Here is a 14256-nt window from a genome sequence, read left to right on the forward strand (position 1 = left end):
CCCTTCCCCGGAAGGGCTGACCCTCGCCCGTAGAGAAGGGCAGCTCCGCGACGAAGTGAAGTCCGGTCGGTAACCAACCCGCGTATATCAGAGTGATCCACCGTCGCAATCCGCTTCTCGTGCCCTGCCTCGAAGGCATGGAAAACAGGAGGTTTCGATCGAACGCTACAGCCAACCGTTGACAGGTCAATCCATATCAGGAGCCTGCTTGCAGGCGAAGACGAGCTTGACCCTGACCGGGGTCCCGAGTATGCTTTGTCGCCTTTCAGAGAACCCGGCGAATCACGCGAGGGATAGAGTTTTGGCGAATATTGCTTCTGCCCGTAAACGGGCCCGTCAGTCCATGAAGAACCGCGCCCACAACATGGCGCTGCGGTCGCGTTTCCGTACGTACATGAAGGCGGTCCTCAAGCCGCTGCGTCAGGGAGACGTCGAGGCTGCCCGCGAGGCGTATCGCCAGGCGGTCCCGATCATCGACAAGACCGCGAACAAGGGCCTGATCCACAAGAACAAGGCGGCCCGGCACAAGAGCCGCCTGAACCAGCGGATCCGCGCCCTGCAGGCGTAAGACCCTCGGGCCTGCGGGCCCGGCCGGCAGCCTGAAGACCGAACGGGCCCGCCCCTGTGCACAGGGGCGGGCCCGTTTGCGTGCGCATGTCGTGCGCGTGTCGCTACAGCAGGACCATGTTGTCGCGGTGCACCAGCTCCGGCTCGAACTGATAGCCCAGCTCCGCCTCGATCTGATCGGCGCGCAGACCGCGGATGCGCTCCACTTCGGCCGCCGAGTAGTTGACCAGTCCACGCGCAACCCCGGAGCCATCCGGGGCCACGCAGGTCACCACCTCGCCGCGGCGGAATTCCCCCTCGACCCGCGCCACGCCCACCGCCAGCAGGCTGCGGCCGGATTCGCGCAGCACCCGCGCGGCACCCTCGTCCAGATGCAGCACACCGCGCGAATGCAGCTGGTCGGCGATCCAGCGCTTGCGCGCGGCCAGCGGCTCGCGGTCCGGCTGCAGCCAGGTCCCCACGTCTTCGCCGGCCAGGACCCGCGCCATCACGCGCTCCTCACGCCCCGAGGCGATCACGGTATGGGTACCGGAACGCGCGGCACGCTCCGCGGCGTACAGCTTGGTGGCCATGCCGCCGCGTCCCAGCCGCCCGAACTCCGGGGCCACGAACTGCTGCAGCGTCACATCCGAGGCGCGGCCTTCGGCGATCCGCCGGGCCTGCGGGTCACGCCGCGGATCGGCGTCGAACAGGCCCTCCTGATCGGTCAGGATCAGCAACAGATCGGCCACCACCAGGTTGGCCACCAGCGCCGCCAGGGTGTCGTTGTCGCCCAGCCGGATCTCCTCGTAGGCCACGGTGTCGTTCTCGTTGACCACCGGGATGGTGCCGAGGGTCAGCAGGGCCTGCATGGTCGAACGCGCATTCAGGTAGCGCTCGCGGTCGGCCAGGTCGTCGTGCGTCAGCAGGACCTGGGCGGCGTGCAGCCCGTGCGCCGCGAATTCCTGCTCGTAGGCCTGCACCAGCCCCATCTGACCGACCGCGGCCGAGGCCTGCAGCTGATGCAGCTGGTGCGGCCGCTCGGTCATGCCCAGGCGATACATGCCTTCGGCCACCGCCCCGCTGGACACCAGGATCACCTCCAGCCCCTGCTCCCGCAGTTCGGCCATCTGCCGGGCCCAGGCCTGCAGGGCCGGGCGGTCGAGGCCGGTGCCATCGGCGGTGATCAGCGCGCTGCCGATCTTCACCACCACGCGCCGCGCCTGCGGCAGGGCGCGGCTCATGCTTCGCCCTCCGGCTCGCCCTCCGCCGGGTCGAGACGCCGGCGCTCGACTTCGCGCATCACGGCCTGCAGCAGACCGTCCACGCCGTCGCCGGTGGCGGCGGAGATGCGGTACTGCGGCACGTCACCGCCGGGCGCCGCCTGCATGCGCTCGCCCAGCGCGTCCAGCGCCTCCGCGTCCAGCAGCTCGCACTTGTTGAGCACCAGCCAGCGCGGACGCGCCGCCAGTTCTTCGCTGTGCCGCTGCAGCTCGGTGAGCGCGGTCTGCATGTCGGCAACCGGGTCCGCCTCGGGATCCGGCGGGGCCACATCCACCAGGTGCAGCAGCAGCTCGGTGCGCCCCAGGTGCTTGAGGAAGCGGGTGCCCAGCCCGGCGCCCTCGGCCGCGCCCTCGATCAGTCCCGGTATATCGGCCATCACGAAGCTCTGCTCGGGCCCCACGCTGACCACGCCCAGTTGCGGATAAAGCGTGGTGAACGGGTAGTCGGCCACCCGCGGACGCGCGGCCGACGCGCGCGACAGCAGGGTCGACTTGCCGGCATTCGGCAGCCCCAGCAGCCCCACGTCGGCCAGCACCCGCAGCTCCAGCTGCAGGCGCCGCTGCTCGCCCGGCGTGCCCGGCTTGCTCTGGCGCGGGGCCTGGTTGGTGGAGCTCTTGTAGCGGGTGTTGCCGAGGCCGTGATAGCCGCCCTGGGCGACCAGCAGACGCTGGCCGTCGGCAATAATGTCCCCCAGCAGCTCGTCGGTCTCCGCATCACGCACCACGGTGCCCACCGGCACCGCGATCTCGAGATCTTCGCCGGACGCGCCGGTGCGGTTCTGTCCCATGCCGTTTTTCCCGCGCGGGGCGTCGAAACGCTTCTGGTAGCGGAAGTCGGCCAGGGTGTTCAGGCGCTCGGTCCCGACCAGCCACACCGAACCCCCGTCCCCGCCGTCGCCGCCATCCGGCCCGCCGAAGGGGATGTACTTCTCGCGGCGGAAGCTCACGCAGCCATTACCGCCATCGCCGGCCCTGACCACGATGTTCGCCTCGTCGATGAACTGCATCCTTCGCCTCCGGAGGGGATAGAAACAAAAAAAGCCCCGCAGAACGGGGCTTTACGGCGGTCCGGACTGCGGACGGCCGGATTACTGCTGCGGCTGGACCGTCACGAAACGGCGGTTGAAACGACCGCCCTTCTTGAACACGACCTCGCCATCCACCTTGGCGAACAGCGTGTGGTCCTTGCCGCAACCCACGTTCTCGCCGGGATGATACTGCGTACCACGCTGACGGACGAGGATGTTCCCGGCGCTCACGGTCTGGCCGCCAAACCGCTTGACGCCAAGGCGTTTACTCTCGGAATCGCGCCCGTTCTTGGAACTGCCGCCTGCCTTCTTGTGTGCCATGTTCTCGTTCTCCCGAGTACTGTCGTGCCGCAGCTCAGCCGGCGATGCCGGTGATGCGCACGGTGGTGTAGTGCTGCCGGTGGCCCGCCTGCTTCATGCTGTGCTTGCGGCGCCGGAATTTGATGATGCGGACCTTGTCGCCGCGGCCGTGGTCCTCGACTTTGGCGGTGACCTTGCCGCCATCGACCACCGGGGCCCCGACGCGGACATCGTCACCCGCACCCACCATCAGCACCTGGTCGAAATCGACCTCGGAACCGACTTCGGCGTCGAGCTTTTCGATGCGGATCACGTCACCTTCGGCGACGCGGTACTGTTTACCACCTGTTGCGATGATCGCGTACATTTCCCTGGGACTCCGTTGCGATGACCTGTATGGACCAGGTGCTGATGACTGGTCTCGCGAAAGGGCGGCAATGCTAGCAGCACCCCCGCCGGGGGTCAACGTTTCCGCCACCCGTATTGCTTGACACCCCGCCACCCCCTTTCTAGCATGCCGGGCTCTTCATTTGCTGGAGGCGGCGCGCGCGTGCGGGCCTGCCGAAATCGACCCCCCACCCTCACCGGCCTGCCGAACCGCATGTCCATAGACGCCATCCGAGAGCTCGCTGCCGACGACATGCAGGCAGTCGACGCCTGTATCCGCGACCGGCTCAGCTCCCCCGTGGTGCTGATCAACCAGCTCGGACACTACATCATCCACAGTGGCGGCAAGCGACTGCGGCCGTTGCTGGCGACCCTGTCGGCCCGGGCCTGCGGTTACGAGGGCGACAAGCACGTCACCCTGGCGGCGCTGGTGGAGTTCATCCACACCGCGACCCTGCTGCACGACGACGTGGTGGATGCCTCGGAGATGCGCCGCGGCAACGAGACCGCGAACCACATCTTCGGCAACGAGGCCGCCGTGCTGGTGGGCGACTTTCTCTACACCCGCGCCTTCGAGATGATGGTCGAGATCGACTCGATGCGGGTGATGGAGATCCTGTCGCGTGCGACCAACGTGATCGCGGAAGGCGAAGTGATGCAGCTGATGAACTGCCACGACGCGGATGTCGACGAGGCGCGCTACATGGACGTGATCCAGTCGAAGACCGCCAAGCTGTTCGAGGCGGCCTGCCAGATCGGCGGGATCCTGGCGCAACGCGACGCCGCCGACGAGGCCGCGCTGGCGCGCTACGGCATGCACCTGGGCACCGCGTTCCAGCTGATCGACGACGTGCTCGACTATTCGGCCGACCCCGAGGTGACCGGCAAGCAGCTGGGCGACGATCTCGCCGAAGGCAAGCCGACCCTGCCACTGATCCACGTGCTGCGCGAGGGCAACGACGCCGAAAAGGCCGTGGTGCGCCGGGCAATCGAACAGGGCGGGCGCGAGGAAACCGACGCGGTGATCGCGGCGATGCACTCCACCGGCGCTCTGGATTACGCCCGGGCGCGCGCGGAAGCCGAGACCGACGCGGCCATCGACGCCATCGCCGGGCTGCCGGACAACCCCCACCGCCGCGCGCTGGCGGACATCGCCCGCTTCGCCGTGGGCCGCGATCACTGACACCGCGTTCACCCGGGGCATGGACAACTCCGGATCAACACGGCACAATACTCAGCTCAGCGTCGGAGTGTAGCTCAGCTTGGTAGAGCACTGCCTTCGGGAGGCAGGGGTCGAAGGTTCGAATCCTTTCACTCCGACCATTTCCCGATTTCTCCGGTCGGGCGGTGCATCCGGCACCGCCCGGTCCTCCTTCGGCGGACGCCAGCATGACCGTTTCTTCCCGGCCCGCACGTGGCACGCTGTACATCGTTTCCGCACCCTCCGGTGCCGGCAAGACCAGCCTGGTCGGCGCACTGCTGGACAGCGTCGAGGACGTCGAGGTCTCGGTCTCGCATACCACGCGTCAGCCGCGCCCGGGCGAGGTCGACGGCATCGACTACCACTTCGTCTCGGCGGAGACCTTCCTCGGCATGATCGAGGACGGCAAGCTGCTGGAGCACGCCAAGGTATTCGACAACTTCTACGGGACCGCGCTGGCCAGCGTGAACGAACGCCTGGACGCCGGTTTCGACGTGATTCTGGAGATCGACTGGCAGGGCGCCCGGCAGGTCCGCGCCGCGGTGCCGGACTGCCGCTCGATCTTCATCCTGCCGCCTTCGCGCACCGAACTGGAACGTCGGCTGCGCGGCCGTGGTCAGGATAGTGAGGAGGTGATCGAACGCCGCCTGCGTGATGCCGAGTCGGACTGCACGCATTACCGCGAATACGACTACACCGTGGTCAACGCGGAGTTCGATCAGGCCCTGCGGGATCTCGCCAGCATCTTCCGCTCCAACCGGCTGCGTACGGTGGAGCAGGAGATCCGCTCGGCGGAGACCCTGCACAACCTGCTGGCCAGTGCCCGTGCGCCGGCCTGAACCGTTCAACCTTTTTGCACGCAACATCCGGAGCTAGCCCATGGCCCGCATAACTGTCGAGGACTGCCTCGAAAAAGTCGACAACCGGTTCGAGCTGGTAATGATGGCCGCCCGTCGCGCCCGGCACATCGCCCACGGCAAGGAACCCCGGGTTCCCGAGAACAACGACAAGCCGACGGTCATCGCCCTGCGCGAGATCGCCGCCGGCGAGGTCGGGGCCGAGGTGTTCGACGAACACGACGAGCGGCCGCAGAACCAGATGCTGGATTTCTCCACGATCCGGCACCTGGAACAGCTCGAAGCCGACGAACGGTAGGTGGAGCCCATGGCCGCTGGGCTGTCCGCGCCCGGGGCCGTCTCCTCGGCTCCCTCGGGCTCCGCACGTTTCCTGATCAGCGACCTGTGCGCTGAGCTCGAGGCGTATCTGGAGCCGGAGCAGGTCGAGGAGGTCTATCGCGCTTACCTGTTCGGCGCCGAGGCCCACGACGGCCAGACCCGCAAGACCGGCGAACCGTACATCTACCACCCCCTGGCCGTGGCCCGCACCATGGCCGAGATGCGCATGGACCACCGCGCGATCTGCGCGGCCATCCTCCACGACGTGATGGAGGACACCCCCACCAGCAAGGACCGCATCCACGCCGAGTTCGGCGAGGAGGTCGCGGAGCTGGTCGACGGGGTCTCCAAGCTGACCCACCTGCAGTTCCAGTCGAAGGCCGAGGCGCAGGCGGAGAACTTCCGCAAGATGATGCTGGCGATCACCCGCGACATCCGGGTGATCCTGGTCAAGCTGGCCGACCGCCTGCACAACATGCGGACCCTGGGCGTGATGCGCCCGGACAAGAAACGCCGCATCGCCAACGAGACCCTGGAGATCTACGCCCCCATCGCCCAGCGCCTGGGGATGAACGCGATGCGCCGCGAGCTGGAGCACCTCGGGTTCACCGCCAAGCATCCGTGGCGCGCGGCGGTGCTGGAGAAGGCCATGCGCGAAGCCCGCGGCAACCGCCGCGAGCCGATGCGCAACATCGAGCAGGCGATCTGCTCGCGCATGGAGGCCGCGGGCATCGAGGGCCGCATCACCGGGCGCGAGAAATCGCTCTACAGCATCTACCGCAAGATGCGGTCGAAGCGCAACACCTTCGAGGACGTCTTCGACGTCTTCGCGATCCGCATCGTGGTCGACAGCATGGACACCTGCTATCGCTCGCTGGGGGTCGTGCACAACCTGTACAAGCCGGTGCCGGGGCGCTTCAAGGACTACATCGCGATCCCCAAGTCCAACGGCTATCAGTCGCTGCACACCGTGCTGTTCGGTCCGCAGGGCATCCCCATCGAAGTGCAGATCCGCACCACCGAGATGGACCGCGTGGCGGAGAGCGGCATCGCCGCGCACTGGCAGTACAAGGCCGGCGGCGAACTGGCGCAGACCGCGCAGAGCCGCGCGCGCGAATGGCTCAAGGACGTCCTCGAGATCCAGAACAGCGTGGGCAACTCCATCGAGTTCCTGGAGAACGTCAAGGTCGACCTGTTCCCCGACGAGGTCTACACCTTCACCCCGAATGGCGACATCCTGGTACTGCCGCGCAATGCCACGCCCATAGATTTCGCCTACGCGGTGCATTCGGACGTGGGCAACCGCTGCGTGGCGGCCAAGATCGACCGTCAGCTGGCGCCGCTGTCCAGTCGCCTGCAAAGCGGCCAGACGGTGGAGATCGTCACGGCGGAGGGCGCCCGGCCCAACCCCGCCTGGCTGTCCTTCGTGGTCACCGGCAAGGCCCGCAGCGGCATCCGCCACTGCCTGAAGTCGATGCAGACCGACGAGGCCCGCGCCCTTGGGCGGCGACTGCTGGAAAAGGCCCTGTCCGCGCTGGACTCCAGCCTGGCGCGGGTTTCCCCGGCGCAGCTGGACCAGCTGCTGGACGCCATGCAGCTGCGGGACCTGGATGCCCTGCTGACCGAGATCGGCCTCGGCAACCGCATGGCCGGCCTGGTGGCCCGCCAGCTGACGGGCCTGGAGACCGCGGAAACCGCGGAAGTCGAGGGCGAGACCAGCGGCGACGAGACTCCGACCCTGGCCATCCGCGGGACCGAGGGCATGGTCCTGAATTACGGGCGCTGCTGCTATCCCATCCCGGGCGACCCGATCGTGGGCCAGCTGAGTGCCGGACGCGGGCTGGTGATCCATCGCGAGAACTGCCGCAACCTGCACGAAGGCCGCGAGCGCCCCGACCGCACCATCGACCTCCAGTGGTCGCACGAACCGGGCCTGCAGTTCACCGCCGCGATCCGCACCCGCACCGCGAACCGTCGCGGGGCGCTGGCGGAGATGGCCGCGAACATCGCCGATCAGGGCTCGAACATCGAGCACATCTCCTTCAACGAGCAGGACGGGCATTCCACCGCGATGACCTTCCTGCTCACGGTGCGCGACCGCCGGCACCTGGCGCAGATCATGCGCATGCTGCGGCGCCTGCCCGACGTCCTGAAGATCTCCCGCCCGCGAGGCTGATGCGGTAAGGTGCCGGTCGCACAGTTATGGCGCACAGCAATCAGGAGACCTCATGTCCCGCGAAGTGATCCAGACCGAAACCGCCCCGGCCGCCATCGGCCCCTACTCGCAGGCGGTGCGTACCGGCGACACCCTGTACCTGTCGGGCCAGATCCCGCTGGACCCGGCCACCATGGAACTGGTGGACGGAAGCATCGAGGCCCAGATCCGCCGGGTGTTCGACAACCTCGCCGCGGTGCTGGAAGCCGCCGGCGCCGGGCTGGGCGACATCGCCAAGCTCAACATCTACCTCACCGATCTGACCCATTTCCCGCTGGTCAACGAGCTGATGAGCGAATACTTCGGCGAGCCCTACCCGGCGCGCGCGGCCATCGGCGTGGCCGCCCTGCCCAAGGGTGCCCAGGTGGAGATGGACGCCATCGCCTGGTGCCCGCGGGGCTGAGGCCCCGCGCCCCGGAGCACTGCAGATGGACCTGCAGGCCCCGCTGACCGAACTCACCGGCGTGGGACCGCGCCAGGCCGAGCGCCTGGCGCGGCTGGGCCTGCATGTCTGCGGCGACCTGCTGTTCCACCTGCCGCTGCGCTTCGAGGACCGCACCCGCATCACCCCGCTGGACCGTCTGCGCCCGGGCCGCGCCGCCCTGTTCGAAGGCGTGGTCGAGCGCAGCGAGGTGGTGATCCGCCGCCGGCGCATGCTGGTGGTCACCCTGGGGGACGGTCAGGGCCTCATTACCCTGCGCTTCTTTCACTTCGGCAACGCGCAGCAGAAACGCCTGGCGACCGGGACCCGGGTCCGCGCCTTCGGCGAACCACGGGGCGTGCCCGGGGCGCTGGAATGCGTGCACCCGGAGACCGAGATCGTCGATCCGGACGCCCCGCCGGCGCTGGAACAGCGCCTGACCCCGGTCTATCCGGTCACCGACGGCGTGTCGCAGCCGCTGCTGCGCAAGCTGGTGCGCCAGGCCCTGCCCGGTATCCGGCAGCTGCCCGATCTGTTGCCGGAACTGGAGCGTGACGGCCTGCCGCCGCTGCAGCAGGCCGTGCAGGACCTCCACCAGCCGCCACCCGACGCGCAGACCGCGACGCTCGAGCCTGGCATCGACGGACGCTCGGCCGCGCAGACCCGGCTTGCGCTGGAGGAACTGGTCGCGCACCAGCTCGCCCGCCTGCAGCATGCCCGCAGCGAACCCGACGAATACGCCCCGGCGCTGGATCCGCCCGGCGATCTGTGGGAACGCCTGCATGCCGGACTGCCGTTCCCGCTGACCGGGGCCCAGCAGCGCGTGATCGGCGAGATCCGCGCGGATCTCGCCCGCCAGCAGCCGATGAACCGTCTGCTGCAGGGCGACGTGGGCTCGGGCAAGACCCTGGTGGCGGTGGCCGCGGCGCTGGCCGCGGTGGAGGCCGGCTACCAGGTTGCGTTCATGGCCCCCACCGAGCTGCTGGCCCGCCAGCACGCACGCAACCTGGCCGCCTGGCTGGAGCCCATGGGGATCCCCGTCGCCTGGCTGGGAGGACGCCAGGGGCGCAGCGAACGCGGCCAGCTGCTGAACGAACTGGCCAGCGGGGCGCGGCCGGTGGCCGTGGGCACCCATGCGCTGTTCCAGGAGGACGTGCATTTCCATCGCCTCGGGCTGGCGGTGGTGGACGAGCAGCACCGCTTCGGCGTGCATCAGCGCATGGCGCTGCGCGAGAAGGGCAACGGCCACACCCCGCACCAGTTGATCATGACCGCCACGCCCATCCCGCGCACCCTCGCGATGACCCTGTACGCCGGGCTGGAGACCTCGATCATCGATGAACGCCCGCCGGGGCGCACGCCGGTGCGCACGGCGCTGATCAGCCACGAACGCCGCGACGAGGTGATCGAACGCATCCGCGTGGCCTGCGGCAGCGGCACCCAGGCCTACTGGGTGTGCCCGCTGGTGGAGGACTCGGAGCAGCTCGAGGCCGAATCCGCCGAGGCCACCCGCGAGCGCCTGGCCGAGGCCCTGCCGGGGCTGCGCATCGGGCTGGCGCACGGCCGCATGAAGGGCGGCGAGCGCGATCAGGTGATGGAGGGGTTCCGTCGCGGTGAAGTCGATCTGCTGGTGGCGACCACGGTGATCGAGGTCGGCGTGGACGTGCCCAACGCCAGCCTGATGATCATCGAGAATGCCGAGCGCATGGGCCTGTCGCAGCTGCACCAGCTGCGCGGGCGCGTGGGGCGCGGCAACGCCGCCAGTGCCTGCGTGCTGCTGTACCGCCCGCCGCTGGGCGACACCGCGCGCGAGCGCCTGGAGGCGATGCGACGCACCGACGACGGCTTCGAGATCGCCGAGGTCGACCTGCGGCTGCGCGGGCCGGGCGAACTGCTGGGCACCCGCCAGACCGGCGACCGCAGCTTCCGCGTGGCCGACTGGTCGCGTGACCAGGACCTGCTGCCGCGCGCTACCCGCATCGCCGAGGGGCTGCTGCAGGATCCGCCACGCGGCGGCGCGCTGATCGAGCGCTGGCTGGGAGACGCGACCCGTTACGGCCAGGTCGGCTGACGGCCACTACCGATTGCCGCGCAGGTGCTCCTTGAGCCGCTGGAGCTCGTCCTCCGACCAGTTTTCGGGATCGGTCACGTGGCGCCAGGCATAGACGTAGTGCTCGGGGGCATACACATGGCCGTACCCCACCGGGGCATCGTCGCCGGCGGCGATGTCGATCGCCAGCTGCAGCATGGTCACTACCGGATACCACTGCAGCTTGTCGGACACGTCCGGGCCGCGCGGTTCTTCCATCCACTCCGGCTGGCGGTAGAAGGCCTCGGGCTCGAAGAAGGTGACGGGGTCGCTGGCGTACTGCAGGTACACGATGCGCATGGCCCCCCATTCGGCACCGGAGATCTCCAGATGCGGATCCTGATTGGTGAAGCGCACGATCGAACTGTCGCGAAAGCGCGGCAGCCACGCGGGCGAGTCGGGCTCGCGCTGCGCGGTGATCTCGCGCCAGGCCTCGGACCGGAACGGCGGCCCGCTCCACAGCGCGCCGGAGAACGGGTCACCGACGATGTCGTACAGGTCCGCCGCAAGTTCGGAGTTCAGCGCGCCGAGGCTGAGGCCGTGGAGGTACAGCTCGGGGCGCTCGTCGGCGGGCAGTTCGCGCCAGTAGCCATAGATCTCGGCGAACACCGCCTGCGCGGTCTCCAGCCCGTAGGATGACTCCGACATCAGCGACAGCCAGCTGGGCAGGTAGGAGTACTGTACCGCCACGGAGGCCACGTCGCCGCGGTGCAGATATTCCACCGCCTGCATCGCGTCGCGATCCACCCAGCCGCGCCCGGTGGGCGTGGCCAGCACCAGCACCGAGCGGTCGAAGGCATCGGTGCGCCGGAGTTCGTCCAGCGCCAGGCGAGCACGCTCCTCGATGGTCTCCGCCGCGTTCAATCCGACATAGACCCGCAGCGGTGCCGGGGTCGGCTGGCCGAAGAATTCGCTCATCTCGCCGCGGGTGGGGGTGAAGCCCACGTAGCGCCGCCCGTGCTGGCCGAGGTCCTCCCAGCCGATCAGCGATGCCTCGCTGCCCGACAGCAGCGGGTCGCCCGGGTGCTCCACGTCCGCTTCCATGCGCACGTCGAACTGCTGAAAGGTCCGGTCGGCCGTGCGCAGACCGTATTCCAGCAGCACCCCGTCGATCACCGCCCAGAACAGCGACAGCGCGACGATGACGCCGGTCACGTTGGCCAGCCGCCGCGGAATGAAACGGCGCAGACGCACGGCCACGAAGCGGAAACTGAGCAGGAACAGCCGCCCCACCGCCAGCGCTGCCGCAAACACCGCCAGGCCGATCATCCCGGTACGGAACGGATGCGCGCTGTCCACCGGGTCCAGCTCCATCAGCTCGCGGATCGAGTTCTGCCACTGGGCCGCCTGCATCAGGAACGCGACCGCGATGATCGCGCACAGCACGGCGGCGACGCTGACCATGATCCGGTGCACCCGCTCGCCGGCCTCCGGCAGCTCGAGGTAGGCCCACAGCCAGTGCAGGAAGACCCCGAGCAGATAACCCGCCGACAGGGAGATCCCGGACAGGATGCCCTGCATCTCCCAGGTGCGCGGGATCAGGCTGGGCGACAGCGAAGCGGCGAAGAACAGCGTGCCCAGCAACAGCCCCGGCACCGACAGCGAGGCCGCCAGGCGCCGCGCCCAGCCCGGCGCCAGCCAGCGGGGCAACGGGGTGCGGGCGGCCATACGGGCCAAGGAATCGGGGAACGACATCACGCTTCAGCGGCGGGCGTACACCGACGGCTGTCCCGGCGGCGGTGGGTGGAAACGCTTGTAGGCCCAGTTGTACTGCTCCGGGCAGCGCCGCACCAGGTCCTCGACGATGCGGTTGACCGCCGCGGCGGCACGCGCGGGATCCGGGTCCCGCACCTCGGGCCCGGCCTCGATCTCGTGGTAGCGAAAGCCGCGCCCGCGCGGCAGGCGTTCGGCGAACAGGAAGACCACGTGGTCGTCGCGCCCGCGCAGCAGGCGCGGCAGCAGGGTCATGGTCAGGGCCTGGCGGCCAAAGAACGGCGCGTGCACGCCCGAGGCCCCTTTCGGGCTCTGGTCGGGCAGCACGCCGATGATCTCGCCGGCATCGCGTGCCTTCTGCAGGATGCGCAGACCGGAACGGTCGGCCGGCGCCAGCTTCGCCCCGGTGGCGGCGCGCGCCTCGCGCACCCAGCGGTCGATCTCGGGGGTCGGCAACGGGCTGTACAGCGTGGCCATGGGGCCGTGGGTGGCCGCCTGCAGGCCGGCGAATTCCCAGGATCCCAGATGCGGCGTGGCCAGGAACAGGGCCCGCCCGGGCTCGCGCTGCTGCAGCCGGGCGTAATGCGGCGGGGCCTCGGCCAGCGCCGCCAGGCGCTCGGGCGAGGCCCGCCACAGCCAGGGCGATTCGGTCAGCGAACGCGCCATGGCCTGCAGCGAACGCCGCGCGGTGCGGCGGTGCCAGGCCGGGTCCATGTCCGGGAAACACAGCGCCAGATTGATGCGCGTGAGCCGCGCCGAACGCGTGGGCAGCAGCCAGACCAGGGTGCCGAGCAGCCCGCCCAGCGCGTGGTTGACCCGCAGCGGCAGGTGTCCCAGCACCCGCAGGACGATGCCGATCAGTCGGTCGCGCAGCTGGCGCCGCTCAGCCATCGGCCGACTCCCCGCGGGGCACCGATTCCGCGGACCGCGACCCGTTTGAAGCGGCCGGGGCCTCGTCCGGCCCCGGAATCCCGCCCTCGGTCATCAGCGGGCGCAGGGTGGTGCGCAGGTTGCGGAACAGTTCGCCGAACTCGCCCTCCTCGCGCGCCAGCAGCGCCTTCATGTGCTCGCGCCGGGTGGGCATGGAGAAGCAGGCCGGGCAGTTGTCGAGGATCACCGGCAGTCCGGCGGCCTCGGCAAAGTCGCGGGTCTGGCGTTCGCGCACGTAGACCAGCGGCCGGATCACGCGCAGGTCGCCGGCGTCGATGCGGTAATGGGCCTTCATGGTGCGCAGCTGACCGCCATGGAACGCGCTCATCAGGAAGCTCTCGGCGAGGTCGTCCAGATGCTGGCCCAGCGCCAGCACGTTATAACCGTGCTCGCGCGCGGTGCGGTACATCAGGCCGCGCTTCATGCGCGAGCAGAAGGAACAGAACGAGTCGTTGTCCATGTGCTCGCCGGCCAGCTCGGCGATCGGCTCGGAGACGAAGTGATACGGGATCCCGTATCCGCCGAGGTAGTCCTGCAGGCGCTCCGGGTCGAAACCGTCGATCTCCGGGTCGATGGTCACCGCGCCCACCTCGAAGTGCACCGGCGCGCGACGCGCCAGCTCGTACAGCAGCCACAGCAGGGTCAGCGAGTCCTTGCCACCGGACAGACCGACCAGCACGCGGTCGCCGTCGCGGATCATGTCGAACTCGCGGATCGCCTGGCCGGCCAGCCGGCGGATGGAGCGGGGTACGGACGGTGTTTCCATCCCCGCAACATAGGGACGGGGCGCGGCCCGCGCAAGCCCCGGCGCCGACCGCGAGGGGATGCACCGGGGCGGTGCGGCTGCCCTTGAGCGCGCGGGCGTCTGCACCAGCCCGGTTCACCCGCGCGATCGGGGTCCGGCACCCGGGCGCCCCGGACGGGAAAGACGGGGCGACCCCCCCGTGGCACCGGGGTTGCATGGGGAC

General features: G+C 69.2%; 14 protein-coding genes and 1 tRNA gene. 8 read left to right on the forward strand and 7 right to left on the reverse strand.

All coding sequences use genetic code 11. The annotated features are described in order from the left end of the window. Positions 1 to 301 precede the first annotated feature (301 nt). Positions 302 to 568 (forward strand): 30S ribosomal protein S20, encoded by a 267-nt coding sequence (rpsT, locus tag F620_RS0102095; RefSeq protein WP_026279417.1) that lies wholly within the window; start codon positions 302 to 304, stop codon positions 566 to 568. 103 nt (positions 569 to 671) lie between these two features. On the opposite strand, the gene proB is transcribed toward rpsT, so the two are convergent. The 4 genes from proB to rplU all read right to left on the reverse strand — a co-directional run bounded on the left by proB (position 672) and on the right by rplU (position 3524). Further along, positions 672 to 1790 (reverse strand): glutamate 5-kinase, encoded by a 1119-nt coding sequence (proB, locus tag F620_RS0102100; RefSeq protein WP_018947182.1) that lies wholly within the window; start codon positions 1788 to 1790, stop codon positions 672 to 674. Continuing rightward, positions 1787 to 2836 (reverse strand): Obg family GTPase CgtA, encoded by a 1050-nt coding sequence (cgtA, locus tag F620_RS0102105; RefSeq protein ID WP_019569274.1) that lies wholly within the window; start codon positions 2834 to 2836, stop codon positions 1787 to 1789. Before cgtA ends, proB begins: the two co-directional genes overlap by 4 nt. Positions 2837 to 2917: 81 nt before the next feature. Beyond that, complete coding sequence (rpmA, locus tag F620_RS0102110) at positions 2918 to 3178, reverse strand: 50S ribosomal protein L27 (protein WP_019569275.1); 261 nt, start codon at positions 3176 to 3178, stop codon at positions 2918 to 2920. A 34-nt stretch (positions 3179 to 3212) separates the two neighbouring features. Further along, positions 3213 to 3524 (reverse strand): 50S ribosomal protein L21, encoded by a 312-nt coding sequence (gene rplU, locus F620_RS0102115; protein WP_018936343.1) that lies wholly within the window; start codon positions 3522 to 3524, stop codon positions 3213 to 3215. 234 nt (positions 3525 to 3758) lie between these two features. Here rplU and ispB point away from each other — a divergent pair, with 234 nt between their 5' ends. The 7 genes from ispB (at position 3759) to recG (ending at position 10627) form a co-directional block, all read left to right on the forward strand. After that, positions 3759 to 4727: an octaprenyl diphosphate synthase gene (ispB, locus tag F620_RS0102120; protein ID WP_026279416.1), complete on the forward strand. Its 969-nt coding sequence runs from the start codon at positions 3759 to 3761 to the stop codon at positions 4725 to 4727. 63 nt (positions 4728 to 4790) lie between these two features. Continuing rightward, positions 4791 to 4867 (forward strand) — tRNA-Pro (locus F620_RS0102125). A 66-nt stretch (positions 4868 to 4933) separates the two neighbouring features. After that, positions 4934 to 5584, forward strand: a complete 651-nt coding sequence (gene gmk, locus F620_RS0102130) for a guanylate kinase (protein ID WP_026331283.1) — start codon at positions 4934 to 4936, stop codon at positions 5582 to 5584. A 40-nt stretch (positions 5585 to 5624) separates the two neighbouring features. Next, positions 5625 to 5900: a DNA-directed RNA polymerase subunit omega gene (rpoZ, locus tag F620_RS0102135; RefSeq protein WP_019569277.1), complete on the forward strand. Its 276-nt coding sequence runs from the start codon at positions 5625 to 5627 to the stop codon at positions 5898 to 5900. 9 nt (positions 5901 to 5909) lie between these two features. After that, complete coding sequence (spoT, locus tag F620_RS0102140) at positions 5910 to 8096, forward strand: bifunctional GTP diphosphokinase/guanosine-3',5'-bis pyrophosphate 3'-pyrophosphohydrolase (protein ID WP_019569278.1); 2187 nt, start codon at positions 5910 to 5912, stop codon at positions 8094 to 8096. Between the two features lie 52 nt (positions 8097 to 8148). Next, entirely contained in the window at positions 8149 to 8538 is a 390-nt protein-coding gene (locus F620_RS0102145; protein ID WP_018868971.1) for a RidA family protein, read from the forward strand. Between the two features lie 25 nt (positions 8539 to 8563). Further along, positions 8564 to 10627, forward strand: coding sequence for an ATP-dependent DNA helicase RecG (recG, locus tag F620_RS0102150; protein ID WP_019569279.1), 2064 nt, complete (start codon positions 8564 to 8566; stop codon positions 10625 to 10627). A gap of 6 nt (positions 10628 to 10633) precedes the next feature. Here the strand turns inward: recG and F620_RS0102155 are convergent, their stop codons facing one another. From F620_RS0102155 to F620_RS0102165, 3 genes are read right to left on the reverse strand one after another with little or no spacing between them, the layout of a single operon-like run. Next, entirely contained in the window at positions 10634 to 12340 is a 1707-nt protein-coding gene (locus F620_RS0102155; RefSeq protein ID WP_026331284.1) for an alpha/beta-hydrolase family protein, read from the reverse strand. A gap of 6 nt (positions 12341 to 12346) precedes the next feature. After that, the gene (locus F620_RS0102160) at positions 12347 to 13249 is read right to left on the reverse strand and encodes a lysophospholipid acyltransferase family protein (protein WP_019569281.1); all 903 of its coding nucleotides are present in this window, start codon (positions 13247 to 13249) and stop codon (positions 12347 to 12349) included. Continuing rightward, the gene (locus tag F620_RS0102165; protein WP_019569282.1) at positions 13242 to 14054 is read right to left on the reverse strand and encodes a tRNA 2-thiocytidine(32) synthetase TtcA; all 813 of its coding nucleotides are present in this window, start codon (positions 14052 to 14054) and stop codon (positions 13242 to 13244) included. The genes F620_RS0102160 and F620_RS0102165 overlap by 8 nt, the downstream gene beginning before the upstream one ends. Between the last annotated feature and the right edge of the window lie 202 nt (positions 14055 to 14256).

The organism is Thioalkalivibrio sp. ALE11 (assembly GCF_000381205.1).
Classification (GTDB): Bacteria; Pseudomonadota; Gammaproteobacteria; order Ectothiorhodospirales; family Ectothiorhodospiraceae; genus Thioalkalivibrio.